Below are 19,600 nucleotides of genomic sequence, written 5' to 3'. Positions count from 1 at the left end.
TATATATAATAAGGCAATGTACCAACAACTAAGTAATCTTTCCGACAAAGAGTTGATAGCCCGGGCCAGGAAATTAAAGGACCGGGAGGCCGAAGGCGTGCTGCTGGAAAGGTATAGCCACCTGTTGGTAGCCATTTGCCTGCCGGCCCTGAAAAATAACGCCGGCGCCAATGCCCAGACCCTTTTCCCCTCGCTGCTGCAACGCCTGAGCAACGGCCTGAAAACCCAGAGTATCCAGAAAGCCAGTGAGTGGGTGCACCAGACCGCCAGAACTTATTTTGCCCATCCGGATAAGCAGATCCCCTATTACCCTTCCAGGGAAGCGAGAGAACAACTGCATACTGAAAACAGGGTTGAAAAAGCCGCTTCAAATACAATAGAAAAACAAACACTGATCACCCAGATACAACAGGCGCTTGCCGGGCTGAGTACAGACGACCGGTATCTGGTAGAACAATTTTATCTGGAAAATAAAACCTTTGCCGATCTGGCTGCTCAGAAAGGATATACACCCGATAAGGTCCGGCATCTCCTTAAAAAAGCCAAGAGCAGATTGGCGATGCAACTCACGAATCAATCCCATGTCAAATAGTATCAGCTATAATGAACGATTGCTCAAGATCTTTGCCGGTGTGCGTTGTCTCAACAAAGATCAGCTGCCCAGGTACCTGGAAGGCAGGCTGACGGATATTGAGAAACACCTGGTAGAGCAGCACCTGGTAGATTGCGACCTGTGCTTCGATGCCTTACAGATCCTGCATAAGGAAGGTCAGCTGGAAAAGTACGTGCGTCTTTCCAACGGCATCCAGCAATATATCAGGGATAGCATCAAACCCGTTTCACAGCTGCAGAAAATGGAACGTTACGTACGCAAGGCGAAGAAAAGGGAAAGTATGCTGATCTATTTCTGGCTGGTAGCCTTCATTGCAGGCGGTGGCGCCCTGATGTACCTGATGCAGCAGTATAACCGCAATAAACCAGTAATGGCGCGGCCTGCAGCGGTACCGGTAGTACCTGCTGCCGCGATGGCCGCCTCACCGCCCCCCGCAACAGACAGCCAGACCCTGCAAACCAGGCCGGTAACACTGGCCTCATCCACCGGCGCGGTTACAACGCCCCCGGCCACGGTAACGCCACCACCGCCGGCTGCAAATGACAGCGCCAAAACCGCCGCACTTAAAAAAGCCGCGGAAGACAGTCTTGCCCGGAAAGCCGCGGCAGTAGCCGCCGCCAGGGCAGCAGACTCCCTGCGGAAGAAAGCGGCCGCTAAAGACAGTGTGGCCAGGCATACAGTAAAAAAAGATACGCCTGTGATGGCTGCCGCCACTGCTGATAAAACAGAAAAACCTGTAAAACAGGACGATAACAATACTGCCGGCAAAGAGAAAGCGGAAAGCAGCAGCAATGCCAGTAAACCTGCTGCCACCAAGGCTGCCCCCTCCTCTTCCACTGTTGTGGATACAGACGAATACCTGTACCGCGCTGCCATGGTGTACCAGCAACAGGGCAACCTGGATGAAGCTATCTCCCGGTATAAACGCCTCACTGCCAACACGGGGCGGGTGGGAGAAATGGCCCGTTACCAGATGGCCGTTTGCTACCGCAGCAAAGGACAGACAGGTAAAGCCAAACGCATGTTCAAGGAAGTGGTACGCATGGATGGAACAATGAAGCAGGCCGCACAACAGGCACTGGACAACCTCTGACAATAAGCGTTTGACACAAAGATGCTATGCCCGCTGCCACCGCTTAATTATGGAATTTAATAGCTTTGTTCATCTTATTGATAAGCATTCTTACTTAACCTGTGAATAACAACCTGCCACTAACTGACGAAGATCTATTACGGCGCTACAAGACAGACGGGAATAGTGACTGGATCGGCATCCTGTTTGACCGTTATGCTGTACTGCTGCTGGGTATGTGCATGAAATACCTGAAGAATGAAGAGGACGCCAGGGACAGCGTACAGCAAGTGTTCCTCAAAGTACTTTCAGAGATCAATAAACATGAAATTCAGTTCTTCCGGGCCTGGATCTACCAGGTAGCCAAAAACCACTGCCTGATGCAGCTGCGTCAGAAACATACCCGCTACCAGGAGGAAATAACGGATAAGCATATGCCAGGCACAGCGGCGCAGGAAGACACTGCAGGCTTTGTGGAAAAAGACCAGCAGCTGGAAAATATGGAACATGCGCTGGAACTGCTGAATAAGGAACAACGGACCTGTGTGGAGCTCTTTTACCTGTCAAAAAAATCTTACCAGCAGATATCCGAACAAACGGGGTACAGCATGCTGCAGGTCAAAAGCTATATACAGAACGGAAAACGAAACCTGAAACATTTGCTGGAAAAGCAGCCAACCCATAAACGATAATTTGCAATACAGTGAAAGCGGATCTTAATGACATATTTGTAAGTACCAGGAAATGCCCCGGACAGCAACAGCTGCTGGACTATATACAGGGCAGGCTCAGCCCGGGAGAGCAGCATGAAGTAGAGAAACATGTGACGGATTGTGAACTGTGCAGCGACGCACTGGAAGGACTGACCGCCATCGAGCAGAAGGAACGTATCCCCATCTGGGTGAGGGAGATGAAATGGAACATCCTGCGTAAACTGCGCAAAAAAACCAGGCGCAGAAGACCGGCAGACTATTATATACAGCTGGTACTGATCGTGCTGGCAGTGCTGTTCTTACTGCTGGCAGGATTCTGGACGATGTATTTCGTTATCAAATAGTCGGGTTTGAGGTTTGAGGTTCGTTAGAAGTCGGAAGTTCAGCTAAGTGTTCCGGCTAAGTCACTCGTCTTCAGCCTGCAACCTTTAACAAACCTCCAACCTCAAACTTAATAAAGCGTTTTGTCCCCTTTTTCTTTCCAGTCTTTGAAGACCTGCAGCGCGCCGGTGTCGGGAAAAGAGATAAAGGGGATCTTTTTATCGCTGTGGGGCACCGCTATTTCCCTGTAAATGAAGGAATCATCGAAATCAATAGCTGCCGCATCATCTTTGGTGTTGGCAAAATAGACCCGCAGGGGCCTTGCCCAGTAGATAGCGCCCAGGCACATGGGGCAGGGTTCGCAGGAGGTAAAGATCTCACAATCATGTAACTGGAAAGTGCCCAGCTTTTTGCAGGCCTCACGGATGGCCACCACTTCTGCATGCGCGGTGGGATCATTAAGCAGCAACACCTGGTTCCAGCCGCTGCCTACCACCTCCTCCCCTCTTACTACAATGGAACCAAAAGGGCCGCCATCGCCGTTTTCCATTCCCTTCCTGGATAAGTCCACCGCCATCTGCATAAACCGTTTTTCTCTTTCACCTATCATAAATGATCTGTTTAATCCAAATTTAAATAAAAAACCCGGGCGATGAATCGCCCGGGTGTTACCTGTAACTGTATATCGTTAACTTTCTATGCAATCGTTTAATGATGGCCGTTACCATTGTTCCTGATCACCACTACTCCGTCAAACACATCTATCAGTACCGGCTTTGTTTTATCAATCTCGCCTGACAATATCTTCTTGCTCAGCAGGTTCACGATCTCTTTCTGGACCAGGCGTTTCAGCGGGCGTGCGCCAAACTGCGGGTCATAGCCCTGTACCGCCAGGTATTCCAGCGCATAATCAGAGAACTGCAGGTTAAGGCCACTGTTGCGGGCTACCAGCTCTTTCAGCTGTTCCAGCTGGATGTTGATGATGCCCTTGATCTCCTGGCGCATCAGCGGCTGGAACATGATCACTTCATCCACCCTGTTGAGGAACTCGGGCCGTATGGTTTGTTTCAGCAGGTTAAGCACTTCTTCACGGGTGCTGTCTACAATGTCTTCCCTGTTCTTCTCATTGATATTCTCGAAGTTCTCCTGTATGATATGGCTGCCCATATTGCTGGTCATGATGATGATGGTGTTCTTGAAGTTCACCACACGGCCTTTGTTATCGGTAAGGCGTCCATCATCCAGCACCTGCAGTAGTATGTTGAAAGTATCCGGGTGTGCTTTCTCTATTTCGTCCAGCAGCACTACAGAGTAAGGCTTGCGCCGTACGGCCTCTGTGAGCTGGCCGCCTTCTTCGTAACCTACATAACCCGGAGGCGCGCCCACCAGGCGGCTTACGGCGTGTTTCTCCTGGTATTCGCTCATGTCTATGCGGGTCATCATCCTTTCATCGTCGAACAGGTATTCTGCCAGGGCTTTGGCCAATTCTGTCTTACCAACGCCGGTTGTTCCGAGGAAAATGAAAGAGCCGATGGGGCGCTTCGGGTCCTGCAGTCCTGCGCGGCTGCGGCGGATAGCATCTGCCACGGCGATGATCGCTTCTTCCTGTCCTACTACGCGTTTGTGCAGTTCATCTTCCAGGTGTATCAGCTTATCTCGTTCGCTCTGCATCATGCGGGTTACCGGTATGCCGGTGGCCTTGGCTACGCTTTCGGCAATATCTTCTGCATCTACTTCTTCTTTCAGGAGGCGTTTGTGGTTATCAGACAGCTGGTTGAGCTCTTCTGTAGATCTGGCCACCTGTTGTTCCTGTTCCTTGATCTTGCCGTAGCGGATCTCCGCCACCTTACCATAGTCGCCATTACGTTCTGCCTGTTCGGCTTCCTGTTTCAGGTCTTCAATGGCGGCTTTCGCATTCTGTATCTTGTCTACTATCTCTTTCTCCTGCTGCCATTTAGCCTTGAAGGTGTTGCGTTCTTCACTCAGCCGGGCGATTTCCGCGTTCAGCTCTGCCAGTTTGGTTTCATCATTTTCCCGTTTGATGGCTTCCCGTTCTATTTCCAGCTGGCGGATCCTTCTTTCAAGTTCATCCAGTTCTTCGGGCATGGAGTTCATTTCCAGGCGCAGCTTGGCTGCACTTTCATCGATAAGGTCTATGGCCTTATCGGGCAGGAAGCGGTCGGTGATATAGCGGTGCGACAGCTCTACTGCGGCGATGATGGCTTCGTCCTTTATACGTACATGGTGGTGGCTTTCGTAGCGTTCTTTCAGCCCTCTCAGTATTGAGATGGCGTCTTCCACGCTGGGCTCGTCCACGAATACACGCTGGAAGCGGCGTTCCAGGGCTTTATCTTTTTCAAAATATTTCTGGTATTCTGTGAGCGTGGTAGCGCCGATGGCACGCAGTTCACCGCGGGCCAGGGCGGGTTTCAGGATGTTGGCGGCATCCATGGCGCCTTCCATCGCACCGGCGCCTATCAGGGTATGTATCTCATCGATGAACAGGATGATCTGTCCTTCGCTTTCAGATACTTCCTTCACGACCGATTTCAGTCTTTCTTCAAACTCACCGCGATACTTGGCGCCGGCCATCAGTGCGCCCATATCCAGGGCATAAATGATCTTGCTGCGCAGGTTATCGGGCACGTCGCCATTGATGATACGGTGGGCCAGTCCTTCCACGATCGCTGTCTTACCCACCCCCGGTTCACCCACCAGGATGGGATTGTTCTTGGAGCGGCGGGAAAGGATGTGGAGGGTTCTCCTGATCTCTTCATCGCGGCCTATTACGGGGTCCAGCTTACCCGCCCTCGCCAGCTCGTTGAGGTTCTTGGCATATTTCTGTAAGGCGTTGTACTGGGTGTCTGCTGTCTGGGAATTAACGGTATTGCCTTTACGCAGGTCGCGGATGGCGGCTTTCAGGCCTTTCTCCGTTAAGCCGGCGTCTTTCAGCAGCTTGGCGGTATCGTCATTGCCGCCCAGGATGCCGAGCAGCAGGTGTTCCACGCTCACAAACTCGTCTTTGAATTCCTGGATGGAAGCGCCGGCGCGCAGCAGGGCGTTGTTGCCCTCGCGGCTCAGGGTTTGTCCGGGTTCTGTGCCGCCGGATACCCTGGGGTACCTGTTCAGCTGTTCATCCAGCTTGCCTGAGATAAAGCCCACATTCACATCATTCTTCTTCAGCAGGTATTCTATAGCGTTATCGTCATCATCCAGCAAAGCCTTCAGGAGGTGCCCTGTTTCAATGGCCTGGTGCTGGTTGTTGAACGCCAGCTGCTGGGCCTTTTGCAAGGTCTCCTGAGATTTGATGGTAAAATTGTTGAGATTCATTATTATAAAGTTTTCTCCTCTTAAAGTTTGAAGTTTAAAGTTTGAGGTTTGAGGTTCGTTAGAAGATGGAGGTTGGGTTTTGTGGCCAGGCTGTTGTTTATGTACCTGGAATATTTGTGTATCTGCAACCTCCGGCGAACGTCAAATGTCAAACAGCAAACTTTCCATCTTGTTAACAAAAGGCGATCCAAGCTTGTTTTGCCGTTATTTTGACAGGTTTAAGTGAAACATCCTGCTCTTTTTTCAGTTTTATAAGCGCCTGACTGTTAATTTTTCAGGAAAAGTATTTTAAACAAATCGGGGGGAGAGATGTTAGAAAGTTAGCGGTTAGCTATTGGCTTGGTCAATTAATACTGGCGGCCAGCCGGCAGTTAAAGGCAAAGGAACAATTGGGGGGTTATCAGCTAATAGCTTATTCTTTCATCTCTAAATCAGCACCAGATGTCTTTCGATCTACTAAACACCATTAAGGGGCTTTTTACCGGTGATGTTATTTCCCAGGCTGCGGCGCGGCTGGGTGAGAGCGAGCAGGGGGTTCAGAAAGCGGTGAACAGTATAATACCGACCATATTAACGGGCCTTTTACATAAAGCGGGGCCGCAGGGCGATGCGGATGGCGCCCTGAACATTGCAAGGGATGCCGTTGGCGCCAATGCAACCACTGCCATTATCAGTTCACTGCAGAGCGGATCAGACAGCTGGGTGAGCCGGGGGATGGAATGGCTGCAAAGCCTGTTTGGCAGTAAAGTAAGTACAGTGGTGGGCGCGGTGGCCACGTACGCCGGTATTAAAGCTGCATCCGCCAATGCGCTGCTCAATGCCGCCACACCGGCCGCGCTGGGGGTAACGGGCGAATATGCCGCGGAAGAGAACCTGAGTGGCCCGGGGTTCCTGGCCTACCTGAACAGCCAGAAAGATAATATCCTGGGGGCGGTGCCTTCGGGCTTCAACCTGGCCGGATTACTGGGACTCGGCAGCCTGTCTGAGCTGGGTAAGCGCTTGTCTGGCGCAACGGGCGGACTGAGCGCCAGAACTGCCGACATCGGTGAAACGGCCACCCGTACTGCGGGCAACCGCTGGATCTGGTCGCTGCTGCTGATACTGGTTGCCATCATCCTGCTATGGTACCTGGCCAGGGGCTGTGGCGGCGGCAGCACCACCGAATCTGTCAGCGATACGGTGGCTACAGACAACCTGATAGACACGGCCATAGCACAGGTGGCTACCCCTGCGCCCAGCCGGGAAAGCGTGCAGGTAACGCTGCCGGATGGTGTAACGCTGAACGCCTATAAGGGAGGCATTGAAGATCAGCTGGTGGCCTTTCTGAAAGACGACAGCCGGCAGGCGGGAAAAGATGTGTGGTTTGACTTTGACAACCTGAATTTCAAGACGGGCAGCGCCGAATTAACGGAGGACAGCCGGCAGCAGGTACAGCATATTGCGGCCATCCTGAAGGCGTTTCCTACTTCCAGGATAAAAATTGGCGGGTATACCGACCGCTCCGGCGACAGCCTGGCTAACAAGCAATTATCGCAGGCCCGGGCAGATACCGTGCTGGCCTCACTGAAAAACCTTGGTACCGCCAGCCGCCAGCTGGAGGGAGCAGAAGGCTACGGCTCCCAATTTGCAAAAGCCGATGCTACGGCACCTGACGAGGAAAGGAGGAAGGACCGCCGTATCTCCGTAAGTGTACGGAAGAAATGATAACTTTACGAAAAAAAGAATGGGCGCGTCCAAACTCCCTAAGAAGATACTGGCAAGGCAGCAGGAGATCACTGCTGCCTTCCTCCTGCATGTAGATCAGCACCTGGATGACATCCTCAGCGGAAAAGCGGCAGATATGTTCGAGATCAGGGATTTTGCCGCCCTGCAATTCATACATCCCACCCATTTGAGCAATACCATTAAGCTCAGCACCGGTAAGTCGCCCTGCGATTTTATGGAAGCCAGGATCATGGATATCAGCCGCGCCATGCTCCGGGATACCCGACAGCCCGTGGCGGAGATAGCGGCCAGGCTTACTTTTGACCCTTCCAACTTCACCAAGTTCTTCAAACGTTTTGAGGGGATGACCCCCAAACAGTACCGGGAGCAGTGGCTGCAGCAGGCCCATAGCCCGGTTAAAAAAACGGAAACAGTCACCATTTAATCTGAAGTAGTCACCATAATTCTGCCGGCGCCCTGTCGCAATTTTGTGCCATCACTTTTAAACATTACAATTTATGGCAGCAAGGAACAAAATTGCACTGGTAACCGGCGGCAGCCGCGGATTAGGAAAAGATGCGGCGCTGCGTATCGCAGAAAAAGGATTTGACGTGATCATTGCTTACCGCGGCAAGCGGCAGGAAGCGGAGGACGTGGCCGCTACCATCAGCGGAATGGGCAGGCAGTCTGCCGTAGTACAGCTGGACGTAGCAGACATCGCATCATTTGACGGCTTTATTGCACAGCTATCACAGTTGTTACAGGATAAATGGGGAACCGGCCAGTTTGATTTCCTGGTGAACAATGCAGGTATTAACCGCCCGTCTTTAATTCCCCAGACGGAAGAAGCAGCATTCGATGAACTGCTGAATGTACACTTCAAGGGCGTCTATTTTCTCACCCAGAAAGCTTTACCGTTGCTGGCGGACAATGGCCGCATCATTAACCTGTCTACCGGGCTGGCGCGCTTTGTTACCCCCGGATTTGCGGCCTATGCTGCTATGAAAGGCGCTATCGAGGTATTTACAAGATACCTGGCCAAAGAGCTGGGCAGCAGGGGTATTACAGCCAATGTGGTAGCGCCCGGGATCATCAAGACAGACTTCACCAGGGAAACATTTGATTCGCACGAAGGCTTTGAAGATATGATAGCAGGCGCCATTGCACTGGGACGTGCAGGTGTGCCGGAAGATATAGGCGGGGTGATCGCTTTCCTGTGTACGGAAGATGCGCGCTGGATCACCGCGCAGCGAATTGAGGTATCCGGGGGAATGTTGCTGTAAACAGTCCATAGTCCATAGTATGTCCGGCGGCTGCTTTTGCCCTGACATACTATGGACCATGACCATGGACTACTCACGCTTCACCAGCACTACCCTGCAACGGTCTGCTTTATAGATGTCATCGTAGAACTTCTCCAGTTCTGCGAAGCTATCGGGGAGATAGTCGCCGCCGTTGTGCTGTGTGATACGTATATAGGTAACCGTATTATCTTTTACCGTGATGGAAGATGTGTAGGTGCCAAAACGCGTGCGCAGTGTTGTTCCTTTAGGGATGGACTCCGGCACATAGCCGGCGGGCAGGGCGATGTTCACCGTATCTTCATCCTTAAAGGCAAAAGGCAGATGGATAACGGAACGGCGATCTGTTTCCGTGGTGATGCGCGACCTGGATTTAGCCAGTACATTGGGCTCCAGGAACATGCGTTTGCCACTGGTGCTGGCGTAATTGCGGGCGGTCAGCGAAAGCTGTTCCCGAATAGCGGGCATGGCGCCTTCTTCAACTTTGTAATCGTAATGCGCTACATCATAGCTGGGCAGGGACAGAGAGGTGCGTATCCATTCCGTAATCTTTTCTTTTGACTGCCGGTGGAAACGTTCCTGCAGGTCATCCTGCTGTTCGCAGGTAGAACGCGTACTGATCGTCGCCTGCAGGTTGCCATCCGGGTGCAGCTGTGCATCAATACGGCGCAGCTGCAGGTTCTGTTCTGCCTTGTAAACGGGCGTCCGCACCAGCTTGCCGCCTTGTTCGGTTACCAGCAGTACGGGCCTGTTGGAGGTAAAGCCACTGAGATAGCCGGGCTGAATATACTGACTTGTACACTCCAGCCAGGTGGTGTCTTTACCCAGTGGCACGCAGAGAATAACGTGATTGAACTGGTTGCTGGAGAAGGTTTCATCGAAGTCGTTTTCACCCGGTCCTGCATGTACCAGGGTATAGTGAGACCGGATACCGGCTTCTTTCAGCAGCGCCTGCATATAATTGGAAAGCGCCTTACAGTCGCCATAACCTTTAGCTGCCACAGTGGCCGCGTCAAAAGTCTGCCAGCCGCCAATACCCAGCTGTATACTGATATAACGGGTGGTCTGCTGCAGGTAACGATACAGCGCGCTGATCTTTTCAGCAGGGCTGCTGAGGTTATCTGTCAGCTGGTGTACGGTTTGTTTTACCGTTTCCGGCAGCTGGTCCCGCCCCTCATTCAGGGCATAGAAAAACCGGCCGAAATCTTCCCAGGTATTGAGTTTACCCTTATAGTTATCCATTTCTACCTCGCTGGGCGAGAACCTGATGAAGGTGGTCCTGCGCCACAATGCAGGAGCAAACACCTGTGCGGGAGCCACTTTCATGTTTTTTGCCTCCCAGGTATAGGTGCGCATATCCTTTTCTTCGCTTACCTGCGGATTACCGGCAAAATTGTAGGCCTGGTAGCGAAGCTGATAGTCTTTCGGCACCGTCACTACCATCCGGCTTTGCTCTACGGCCATGCTGCTGGCAGAGCGGGGCAGCCAGTATGGGAACAGGAAAGTATTGTTATAACGCGTCTCTATTTCGTACTCTACCGTATAAGGGTACACGTTATAGTTAAAATTGTGCCGTTTTACGCGGTCGTCTGTGGCGAAGGTACCGCCACTGCTGAAGCTTTCGTCTGAAATGTCGGATTGTTTCAGCTTCTTTACCATTTTGCCGGCGGCATCATACAATACGCCCCTGATGGAACGTATTTCTGTCAGTTTGCTGTAGCCGGCTGTGAGCGCGGCGTCATCATCACCATTCGGATCCAGTACGGTGATCACGTAATGTTCCGTAAGCCGGGTTTCATGCGTGGATACCAACCTGAAACTGATCTCCTCCCAGCGCTTAACGCTATGGGCTTTTTCTTTCAGTTCGGCGGGTATCATTAATGCGGGGTATACAGGATCTCCTGCGAATGCTGACCCCGAAAGCATCAACAGGCATAAGACGTTTAAAAGTCTGTACATTGTATAGTTACTTTTTCTTTTTGAGTACGATCTGTTCACCCTGCTTCTTCACAATCATATCAAAAAAGTCGCGCAGCGTAGCATATTCTTCCGGCGGGAATGTGGCTTTGTTCAGTTTGATACGGGAGCGGAACTGGATGATATTGCCCGTTCTGGCGATGACATACTGGAAGACGCCTTCGTCTTCATTGAATTTCACCAGGGTAGATTTGGGCAGTTCCTCCACATCATAACCTGCGGGCAGCTCCATGTTGAGCGTATATATTTCATCCATCGCGCTGTACATCTCCACAGGATATTTACGGTCAAGGGATTTAAAGGGATTGTTCCGGGTTGCTTCGCTGAACATAGGATTGAGGTAGATCATATCCTCATCGTTTGTCTCGTATTCAAATTCGTATTTCACCATTACAGGCGTTTCCAGGCTGTCCAGGTCTTCAATGTCAGGATTGCTGATCTTTGCAAATACTTTGTCGAGCGACTTAAAATATTCTTCTTTTCCTTTCTCCTTCACCTGGCTGCGGAGCGCATAAGATTCAAAGTAGGTGGGCCGCTGCTGGAAAGCTCCTTTGAGCTTACCATCTTCCGTGCGCAGGATGATGGAGGTCAGCTTCTGCTCCAGGAGAGAGTCTGCATCAAACTGCACTGCGGTCACCTCTTCATCCAGGATACGTGCATGACCGTTATAGCAGGACACATGCAGCTTATCAAAGCCCAGCGGATAGGACGCATCCAGGAAATGGGTTTTGTCGCCAATGCTCACTTCTGCGATGGTATAATTGAAGCGGTTGATCATCGGGTACAGGGGGTTGGCAAAACCATGGCTGCGGGTACTGAGGATCACCGGGTAGGCATTCAGTCCGGCTTTGCGCAGCATCGCCACCAGTACCATATTGATCTCCGACACATTACCACTCTTGCTGTTGAACACCGTTTTCAGCGGTTTATCCATGGCAAGGCTGGAATGGTCGGTACAGGTATAATTGTTACGCACGTAGTAATATATTCTCCTGGCCTTTTCTTCATCAGATGTGGCGCCGGCGGTAACCATGGTTACTTCGTCTCCCATAAAGCCGTTGTTCTTGCCCAGCGCAATGCCGTATGATTCATCTTTCATCAGCAGCTCACGCAGCTTGGGCCAGGTGGTCATCACCTCTTCCACTGCCTGGCCGGGATATTTACGGGCAGAGAGCTGGAACTCAATACGGCTGATGTGATTGGATATACTGGTGGTAAAATTTTCTTCCTTCAGGGCAGGCACGTTCTTAGCCACCCAGCGGTACATACTTACATTGGCGCCTACAGAATAGCTGTCTGTCTGCCCTGTTTTACTGCCGTAACTACTTTCCCTGTCAAAGCGGAAAGCAAAGGTTTTGCGTACATCTTCCCGCGTTTTGGATTCGAACGGATGATAGCCCTGTGCAATAAAGATGAAATCAAAGAACTCGGGGATCCCTACTGTATATTCGCTCCAGAGGCAGGGATATTCTCCCTGGAAATTCCAGGCGCGCAGGTAGCTGGTGGAGGGAGAATAAATGGTATAGGAATACTCAATGATAGCGCCTTCCTTCACAGCAGGAAGCGTGAATTTCTTTCTTATGAAATCCTCGTCCAGCTTCTCTGTAAAAACACTTTTGCTATCCATGGCTGTTTCTACCACCTTTCCGTTCTCCAGGTTGTAGGTAGCTGCCTTCAGGTTAGACACCTTGTCTTCACTGTTATAGCTGAACTTTCGCAGGTACAGTTCTTCCGTGGCGGCATCGTAGCCTGCTTTGTCCAGTATCTTCACGCGGCGGTGGCGTTTGAATACCAGCCTGAAATGGTCTTTCTCTGCTTCAAATTCAGAAGAGCCGATATCTGCAAGTATGACCGCGTGTGCGCCGGTGTCCAGATCATAACTGGTTTTCTGAAAATCTTCGGGGGATATTTTTCCGAATCTGATCTTGTTTTTCTCCTGTGCTGTGCCCAAAACAGTTAACAAACAGCTGGCCAGGATCATGACCTTGGTTTTAAATTGCATATATAGGGATAATGATGACAGAATATCCGGGGGCGAAACTATGTTTTTTCTCTCAACCGGGGAATGACACGAAATAGTCACATGATTCGTAACTTGCGGCCGGAATGACGCCTACGGAAAAACATACCGCCTTTATCAAGCAGGCAGCCGGTGCCCTAAGATTTGACCATTGCGGCATTGCCCGCGCCGTGCAGCTGGACGATGATGCCCGGCGGCTGGAGCAGTGGCTGCACAAGGGTATGCACGGCACCATGCGGTATATGGAAAACTATTTTGATAAGCGTATTGACCCCCGTAAGCTGGTAGACAATGCACAGTCTGTGATCACCCTGCTGTTGAACTACTATCCCGCTGAACAACAGCGGCCGGATGCACCGAAGATCGCCAAGTATGCTTACGGGCAGGACTATCACGAGGTGATCCGTTCCAAACTTAATACCCTGCTGCTGCAGATAAAGGAAAACATCGGCGAAGTGAACGGGCGCGGTTTTGTAGACTCTGCCCCGGTACTGGAGCGCAGCTGGGCGCAACGCAGCGGACTGGGATGGATAGGTAAGAACGGTAACCTGATACACAAGCAGGCGGGCTCTTTCTTTTTTATTGCTACACTGATCACTGATCTGCCACTGGAATATGATTCACCTGCAGGCGATTATTGCGGCAGCTGTACCCGCTGCCTGGATGCCTGCCCTACCGGGGCGCTGGTAGAACCGGGCGTGGTTGACGGCAGCCGTTGCATTTCCTATTATACCATTGAGCTGAAAGAAATGCTGATACCGGAAAACATGCAGGGGAAGTTTGAACAATGGATGTTTGGTTGTGATATCTGCCAGGATGTATGTCCCTGGAACCGTTTTTCAAAGCCGCATTCCACCGTGGAATTTACGCCGGTGCCTGAGATACTGAACTTCAGCACGGCCGACTGGGAGGCGCTTACAGCCGATGCTTTCCGGGAAATTTTCCGCCATTCACCGCTTAAAAGATCGAAGTTCAGCGGCATTCAGCGCAATTTGAAGTTTATAGGTTAATATGCTACATTTGTGTAAGATGACACAGCCACAACTGTCACAATCCCACTTCTCATCATCTGTAAAATCAGACATTGTATCGAAATATATTCTGCTAAGATCTTATGGACCTGAGTGCCATAACGTGGAATTTTAGCATTAAAAAGGCCGAATTCCTTCGGCCTTTCACTTTACGGTGCTTTTGCGTACATTGTATATCCGATGTTCAAATATCCACGCTGACTATGGAGATAAAAGTTTTGACTGCCCCGGGCTTGGGCAGTTCAGGTCCATCACACTGGCAAACCATCTGGGAGCAGGAACCCGGCATTTTACGAATAGAACAGCAGAACTGGGATGCACCTGTATGTGCAGACTGGGTGGCTGCCATTGAAGCGGCTATTGCCAAAGCAGGGCCGCAGGTAGTAGTGGTGGCCCATAGCCTGGCCTGTATAGCACTGGTACACTGGGCGGCACAAACCAAACAGCCTATCAGGGGCGCACTGCTGGTAGCGCCTGCAGATGCGGAACGTCCTTCTTTCCCTGCCGGGGCAAAAGGCTTCTCTCCTATTCCTTTACAGGCACTTCCTTTTAAAAGTATTGTAGTAGGCAGCACCAATGATAGTTATACTACCATGGAGCGGACAAAGTTCTTTGCCCAGGCCTGGGGCAGCCGCTTTGTGAACACAGGCCCCAGGGGCCATATCAATGCAGACTCCGGGTTGGGAGAATGGCCGGAAGGTAAAAAATTGTTAAAAGAACTGCTGCATGACTGGCACACGCTCTGAACATATGGATATCTTAGTAAATTCTTGTACTTTTGCAGGATCGGAGGCTTTTGCAGCTAAAATAACATTACCATGGACACAAAGAAAGTAGAGAGGATATCCAAAGCCCTGGCAGACCCAAACCGCTTACTGATACTCAAAGAATTGAGAAAGACCCAGGATTGTTTATACTGTTCCGAAGTGTACGAATTCATTGATCTCACACAGCCATCCATCTCCCATCATCTTAAGCAACTCACTGACGCAGAGCTGATTATTTCAGTAAAGGAAGGACGACAGGTGAAGTATAGACTCAACAGCAAAATGCTGGACCAGTACGTTGAATTTTTGCAGGCTTTAAAAAGCTGACAGTTTTTTTACATAGTACATATCGAAACATTTCTATTAATCGATAGCTTTGTACCTGGAATAAACTTTAAAGGTTCTTCAGGTTTCAATCTATCGAATAATTTCAATGATTCAATAAATGAGTTCCCTTATGCAACGATTACTATTATCACTAAAGTCCAGTGCACACCTGTTGCTGTTGTCTTCCCTGTTCGTCATCATACTCCAGGCCTGCGCCAGTAAAGCCAATGAAAAGGAAGCGCCGGTGGCTGCCGCCGCTGCTGCAGGTATACCGGCAGACGGACATATTGTAAAGCACAGCTCTTTCAGCGACGATCTGCAGATCACCGGCTCGCTGGTAGCTAACCAGGAAGTGAGCATTGTGAGCGAGCTGCCCAGAAAGGTGGTACAGGTGCATGTAAAAGAAGGCAATGTAGTAGCCGCAGGCACCCTGCTGTTCCAGCTGGATGATGCGGACCTGCAGGCACAACTGGAAAGGCTGCGTCAGCAGGAAAAACTGGCCGCCCTGAACGAAGCCAGGCTGAAAGACCTGATTGAGCATGACGCTGCCGTACAACAGGATTATGACCAGGCCATCACGAACCTGCGGGTACTGGAGGCAGAGATCCGCCAGCTGCAGGTGACCATCGGCAAAACTCGTATCCGCGCGCCTTTCAATGGCCGTATCGGTATCATCCGCGCCTATCCCGGTGCGCTGGTATCTGCCAATACCGTGCTGACCAACATCGTGGACGACAGCCGTATTAAAGTGGAATTTGCCGTACCGGAGAAGTATGCCCACCTGATACCGCTGGAGAAAGACCAGGTATTTACCGTAGCATCAGACACCGCACAGTACCACGCTACCATCGTGGCAAAAGAAGCCACCATGAATGAGCAAACCCGCACACTGCTGGTCAGGGGCATTACCCCTAATGCGAAGCGTACACTGGTTCCCGGACAAAGCGCCCGACTGAACCTGGCACTGCGCACCGCAGACAATGCGCTGAAAATACCCAGCCAGGCGCTGATACCATCATCAGACGGTTATGCTGTGTATGTGAACAGGAATAAAACCGTTGAGATCACTCCTGTTCAGATTGGCCAGCGCGGCGCTCATGACGTGCAGATATTAAAAGGACTCAGTGCAGGCGATACCGTTATTACCAGCAACCTGCTGCGACTTGCACCGGGAGCCGCTGTAGAACTGGTGACAATCAAATAAAAAGCATCATTGACGGCCACTGTTCTTCTTCACTTTACTTTAATACTTATTACAGCTCCGGGCCTTTTAATTCTTAATTATTAATTACTGATTTTTTATGAGTGCTATTTCTCAAATGAGCATCTCCAGGCCTGTTTTGGCCGGGGTGATGTCTGTACTGCTCATCCTGTTCGGTATCGTAGGCTATACGTTCCTGGGCACACGGGAGTACCCCGTTACCGATTCGCCCATCGTTACCGTTACAACGGTATACCCGGGCGCCAGCGCCGACATCATTGCCTCGCAGGTAACCAAACCATTGGAAGAAGCGATCGCAGAGGCCAACGGCATCCGCGCCATGTCTTCCGTTTCCCGCGAGCAGGTAAGCGTTATCACCGTTGAATTCAACCTGAACACCGACCTGGAAGCAGCTGCCAATGATGTACGCGATAAAGTATCCAAATCCAGGCAGCAGCTGCCCACAGATATTGAACCCACCATCGTTGAAAAATCAGGCCCGCCTGACTTCCTGGTGTTCCTTACTGTGAAGAGCGCTACCAGGAGCCTGGAAGATATCACCGACTTTGTGAACATCAATATTAAAGAGCGTTTACAATCTATTCCCGGCGTACGCCTGGTAGATTCTTATGCCGGACGTAAACGCGCCATGCGACTGCGTATGGACCCGGTAAAACTGGCCGCCTACGGGCTCACGCCTTTGGATATACAGACCGCTTTGCAGCGTGAGAACGTGGATCTGCCCAGCGGCCGTATAGAAGGCCAGAATACAGAAGTTACCCTGCGCACACAGGGGCGCCTGGTAACAGAAGATGATTTCAATAACATGATCGTTAGTCAGAAGGATGGCGCCATTGTAAGGTTTAAAGACGTAGGCACGGCTGTTATGTCCTCTCAGAATGAGAGAACGGCTATGATAGAAGTTGAAGGCAAAACCGCCCTGTACGGCGTAGGTACGGGTGTGCAGCCGCAACGCGGCGCCAATTCCCTGGCTATTGTGGATGAATTCAAAAAGCGGTTTGACGAGATCGTGAAAACAGCGCCCAAAGATTACATCATTTCACTGGGTAAAGACTTTACCGTACCGGTGCGCAACTCTTTATCAGAAGTGGAAGAAACGCTGATCATTGCCTTTGGCCTGGTAACGCTGATCATCTTCATCTTCCTGCGCGACTGGCGCAGTACGCTGATACCCATTGTAGCCATACCTGTATCAATTATATCGGCCTTCTTCATCATGTACATTGGTAATTTCTCCATCAATGTGCTGACGCTGTTAGGCCTAGTACTGGCCATCGGGCTGGTGGTGGATGACGCCATTGTGGTACTGGAGAACATCTATAGTAAGGTGGAGCAGGGTATGCACCCGCTGGAGGCCGCCCGCAAGGGATCCAACGAGATTTACTTTGCGGTGATCTCCACTACCATTACACTGGCCGCCGTGTTCCTTCCCATACTGTTCCTGGGAGGGATCACCGGGCGGCTCTTCAAGGAGTTTGCCATAGTGGTAGCCGGCTCCGTACTGGTGTCTGCATTTGTGGCCCTTACGCTGTCGCCCATGATGAGCGCCTACCTGCTGAAAGCGGGCGCCACGCATGGCTGGCTGTACCGCAAAACAGAGCCCTGGTTTGAGGCCCTGAATAACGGCTACGCACGTTCGCTGCAATGGTTCTTTAAATGGAGATGGCTGGGCTTTGCGTTGCTGTTCCTCTCCTTTGGTATCGCTTACCTGCTGCTGCCCAAGCTGCCCTCTGAGCTGGCGCCGCTGGAAGACCGCTCTATGATAGGCCTGGCGGTGATTGCACCGGAAGGTACTTCTTACGAGAGCATGAACGAGACCATGAAAGAGATTGCCAACTATGTGGCAGACTCCATTCCCGACCTGAACGGCAGCCGTACCTATGCAGGTGTAGCCGCCAGCGTAGGTACCCTGGTACAACCGGTGAACGGCGGCTTCCAGTGGATCTTCCTGGAAGACCCCAAGAACCGCAAGAGCAAAATGTCGCAGCAGGACGTGTACCAGAAACTGATGGGCGCCGTAGGCAGATTCCGCAATGTGCTGTGCATTCCCATCCAGATACCCACCATTGGCGGTTTTGCCACCACCCAGCCTATCCAGTACGTGATCCAGGCGCCCGACCTGCAGCAGCTGATCAAAGTGATGCCCAGCCTGATGGGAGAAGTGTACAAGAGCAGCAAGCTAAGCTTCCAGGATCCTGACTTTAAAGTGAACCGCCCCGAGATCGGTATTACCATTGACCGCCAGCGTGCGGCACAACTGGGCATCTCTACACAGGAGATAGGCCGTACGCTGCAGCTGGCGCTAAGCGGCAGGCGTTACGGGTACTTTATCTATAACGACCGGCAGTATGAAGTGATCGGGCAGCTGGACCGGGAAGAAAGAGCAGCGCCGGAGAACCTGCGTTCCCTCTTTGTAAGAACGGCCAGCAATGAAATGGTGTCGCTGGACAACCTCGTGTCTTTGAAAGAAGGTATCAGTCCGCCGGCTATCTACCGCTACAACCAGGCATACAGCGTGACAATTTCCGCCACGCCACCTCCCGGTGTGAGCCTGGGCGAAGCGATTAAAGAGCTGGATAATATCACGGCCAAAGTACTGCCGAAAGGCTTTACCACCGACCTGGCAGGACAAAGCCGCGACTATGCGGAAAGCAGCTCCAGCCTGATATTTGCCTTCATATTCGCCATCATCCTGATCTACCTGGTACTGGCGGCGCAGTTTGAAAGCCTGATAGATCCGTTCATCATCCTGTTAACAGTACCGATGGCAGTAACCGGGGCTTTGCTGAGCCTGTGGTTCACCGGTCAGTCTGTAAACATCTTCAGCGAGATCGGTATCATTATGCTGATCGGTCTGATCACGAAGAACGGTATCCTGATCGTGGAATTTGCCAACCATAATAAAAAGGAAGGGCTCAGCGTACGGGAGGCCGTGCTATCGGCTGCTGTATCGCGGTTCAGGCCCATATTAATGACTACACTCGCGATGATCTTCGGTGCGTTGCCCATTGCGCTCTCGCTGGGTAATTCATCCGGCAGCCGTACTTCGCTGGGCATTGTAGTAGTGGGAGGCCTGATCTTCGCCGGCATCCTGACATTATATGTGATCCCTTCTGTTTATTCTTATTTCTCAAGACCGGCCAAACAAAAACCGGTGGAGCATAAACCAATGGTGGCGGAACAACTCTCAAACGTTTAAACT

General features: G+C 51.3%; 16 protein-coding genes. 12 read left to right on the top strand and 4 right to left on the bottom strand.

What is annotated here, in order from left to right:
- The first annotated feature begins 16 nt into the window (after nt 1-16).
- The 4 genes from Q0577_RS04335 (at nt 17) to Q0577_RS04320 (ending at nt 2,742) form a co-directional block, all read left to right on the top strand.
- Nucleotides 17-592 carry a sigma factor-like helix-turn-helix DNA-binding protein gene (locus Q0577_RS04335; protein ID WP_298733163.1) on the top strand — a complete coding sequence of 192 codons (576 nt, stop codon included), beginning with the start codon at nt 17-19 and terminating at the stop codon, nt 590-592.
- Nucleotides 582-1,706 carry a hypothetical protein gene (locus tag Q0577_RS04330; RefSeq protein WP_298733162.1) on the top strand — a complete coding sequence of 375 codons (1,125 nt, stop codon included), beginning with the start codon at nt 582-584 and terminating at the stop codon, nt 1,704-1,706. The genes Q0577_RS04335 and Q0577_RS04330 overlap by 11 nt, the downstream gene beginning before the upstream one ends.
- 101 nt (nt 1,707-1,807) lie before the next feature.
- Complete coding sequence (locus tag Q0577_RS04325) at nt 1,808-2,377, top strand: sigma-70 family RNA polymerase sigma factor (RefSeq protein WP_298733161.1); 570 nt, start codon at nt 1,808-1,810, stop codon at nt 2,375-2,377.
- An 11-nt stretch (nt 2,378-2,388) separates the two neighbouring features.
- Nucleotides 2,389-2,742: a zf-HC2 domain-containing protein gene (locus Q0577_RS04320; protein WP_298733160.1), complete on the top strand. Its 354-nt coding sequence runs from the start codon at nt 2,389-2,391 to the stop codon at nt 2,740-2,742.
- Between the two features lie 107 nt (nt 2,743-2,849).
- On the opposite strand, the gene Q0577_RS04315 is transcribed toward Q0577_RS04320, so the two are convergent.
- Both Q0577_RS04315 and clpB read right to left on the bottom strand, forming a co-directional pair.
- Nucleotides 2,850-3,329 (bottom strand): nucleoside deaminase, encoded by a 480-nt coding sequence (locus tag Q0577_RS04315; protein ID WP_298733159.1) that lies wholly within the window; start codon nt 3,327-3,329, stop codon nt 2,850-2,852.
- A 98-nt stretch (nt 3,330-3,427) separates the two neighbouring features.
- On the bottom strand, nt 3,428-6,049 hold the full coding sequence (gene clpB / locus Q0577_RS04310) for an ATP-dependent chaperone ClpB (protein WP_298733158.1): 2,622 nt from the start codon (nt 6,047-6,049) through the stop codon (nt 3,428-3,430).
- Nucleotides 6,050-6,490: 441 nt separating this feature from the next.
- Here clpB and Q0577_RS04305 point away from each other — a divergent pair, with 441 nt between their 5' ends.
- From Q0577_RS04305 to Q0577_RS04295, 3 genes are all read left to right on the top strand, one after another.
- Nucleotides 6,491-7,753, top strand: a complete 1,263-nt coding sequence (locus Q0577_RS04305) for an OmpA family protein (RefSeq protein WP_298733157.1) — start codon at nt 6,491-6,493, stop codon at nt 7,751-7,753.
- A 19-nt stretch (nt 7,754-7,772) separates the two neighbouring features.
- Nucleotides 7,773-8,198, top strand: coding sequence for an AraC family transcriptional regulator (locus tag Q0577_RS04300; protein ID WP_298733156.1), 426 nt, complete (start codon nt 7,773-7,775; stop codon nt 8,196-8,198).
- A gap of 73 nt (nt 8,199-8,271) precedes the next feature.
- A complete protein-coding gene (locus Q0577_RS04295; RefSeq protein WP_298733155.1) occupies nt 8,272-9,036 on the top strand; it encodes an SDR family oxidoreductase in 765 nt (254 codons plus the stop codon).
- 69 nt (nt 9,037-9,105) lie between these two features.
- Here Q0577_RS04295 and Q0577_RS04290 read toward each other — a convergent pair whose 3' ends face one another.
- Both Q0577_RS04290 and Q0577_RS04285 read right to left on the bottom strand, forming a co-directional pair.
- Entirely contained in the window at nt 9,106-11,013 is a 1,908-nt protein-coding gene (locus Q0577_RS04290; RefSeq protein WP_298733154.1) for a DUF3857 domain-containing protein, read from the bottom strand.
- 7 nt (nt 11,014-11,020) lie between these two features.
- Nucleotides 11,021-13,033, bottom strand: a complete 2,013-nt coding sequence (locus tag Q0577_RS04285) for a transglutaminase domain-containing protein (protein WP_298733152.1) — start codon at nt 13,031-13,033, stop codon at nt 11,021-11,023.
- Between the two features lie 104 nt (nt 13,034-13,137).
- On the opposite strand from Q0577_RS04285, the gene queG reads away from it, so the two are divergent.
- The 5 genes from queG to Q0577_RS04260 all read left to right on the top strand — a co-directional run bounded on the left by queG (nt 13,138) and on the right by Q0577_RS04260 (nt 19,597).
- Nucleotides 13,138-14,061: a tRNA epoxyqueuosine(34) reductase QueG gene (gene queG / locus Q0577_RS04280; protein WP_298733150.1), complete on the top strand. Its 924-nt coding sequence runs from the start codon at nt 13,138-13,140 to the stop codon at nt 14,059-14,061.
- Nucleotides 14,062-14,285: 224 nt separating this feature from the next.
- On the top strand, nt 14,286-14,828 hold the full coding sequence (locus Q0577_RS04275; RefSeq protein ID WP_298733148.1) for an alpha/beta fold hydrolase: 543 nt from the start codon (nt 14,286-14,288) through the stop codon (nt 14,826-14,828).
- Between the two features lie 72 nt (nt 14,829-14,900).
- Nucleotides 14,901-15,176: a metalloregulator ArsR/SmtB family transcription factor gene (locus Q0577_RS04270; protein WP_298733146.1), complete on the top strand. Its 276-nt coding sequence runs from the start codon at nt 14,901-14,903 to the stop codon at nt 15,174-15,176.
- Nucleotides 15,177-15,306: 130 nt separating this feature from the next.
- Nucleotides 15,307-16,380, top strand: a complete 1,074-nt coding sequence (locus tag Q0577_RS04265; protein ID WP_298733144.1) for an efflux RND transporter periplasmic adaptor subunit — start codon at nt 15,307-15,309, stop codon at nt 16,378-16,380.
- Between the two features lie 97 nt (nt 16,381-16,477).
- The gene (locus tag Q0577_RS04260) at nt 16,478-19,597 is read left to right on the top strand and encodes an efflux RND transporter permease subunit (protein ID WP_298733142.1); all 3,120 of its coding nucleotides are present in this window, start codon (nt 16,478-16,480) and stop codon (nt 19,595-19,597) included.
- The last annotated feature ends 3 nt before the right edge of the window (nt 19,598-19,600 follow it).

The sequence above is a fragment of the uncultured Chitinophaga sp. genome (assembly GCF_937898475.1).
In the GTDB taxonomy this organism is placed as follows: Bacteria; Bacteroidota; Bacteroidia; order Chitinophagales; family Chitinophagaceae; genus Chitinophaga.
This window is presented reverse-complemented; position numbering and strand designations above follow the sequence as displayed.

Coding starts and splice junctions, on each gene's coding strand:
- Q0577_RS04315 (WP_298733159.1), bottom strand. CDS start 3,329: ATGATAGGTGAAAGAGAAAAACGGTTTATGCAGATGGCGGTGGACTTA.
- Q0577_RS04335 (WP_298733163.1), top strand. CDS start 17: ATGTACCAACAACTAAGTAATCTTTCCGACAAAGAGTTGATAGCCCGG.
- Q0577_RS04330 (WP_298733162.1), top strand. CDS start 582: ATGTCAAATAGTATCAGCTATAATGAACGATTGCTCAAGATCTTTGCC.
- clpB (WP_298733158.1), bottom strand. CDS start 6,049: ATGAATCTCAACAATTTTACCATCAAATCTCAGGAGACCTTGCAAAAG.
- Q0577_RS04275 (WP_298733148.1), top strand. CDS start 14,286: ATGGAGATAAAAGTTTTGACTGCCCCGGGCTTGGGCAGTTCAGGTCCA.
- Q0577_RS04270 (WP_298733146.1), top strand. CDS start 14,901: ATGGACACAAAGAAAGTAGAGAGGATATCCAAAGCCCTGGCAGACCCA.
- Q0577_RS04295 (WP_298733155.1), top strand. CDS start 8,272: ATGGCAGCAAGGAACAAAATTGCACTGGTAACCGGCGGCAGCCGCGGA.
- Q0577_RS04285 (WP_298733152.1), bottom strand. CDS start 13,033: ATGCAATTTAAAACCAAGGTCATGATCCTGGCCAGCTGTTTGTTAACT.
- Q0577_RS04290 (WP_298733154.1), bottom strand. CDS start 11,013: ATGTACAGACTTTTAAACGTCTTATGCCTGTTGATGCTTTCGGGGTCA.
- Q0577_RS04305 (WP_298733157.1), top strand. CDS start 6,491: ATGTCTTTCGATCTACTAAACACCATTAAGGGGCTTTTTACCGGTGAT.
- queG (WP_298733150.1), top strand. CDS start 13,138: ATGACGCCTACGGAAAAACATACCGCCTTTATCAAGCAGGCAGCCGGT.
- Q0577_RS04260 (WP_298733142.1), top strand. CDS start 16,478: ATGAGTGCTATTTCTCAAATGAGCATCTCCAGGCCTGTTTTGGCCGGG.
- Q0577_RS04265 (WP_298733144.1), top strand. CDS start 15,307: ATGCAACGATTACTATTATCACTAAAGTCCAGTGCACACCTGTTGCTG.
- Q0577_RS04300 (WP_298733156.1), top strand. CDS start 7,773: ATGGGCGCGTCCAAACTCCCTAAGAAGATACTGGCAAGGCAGCAGGAG.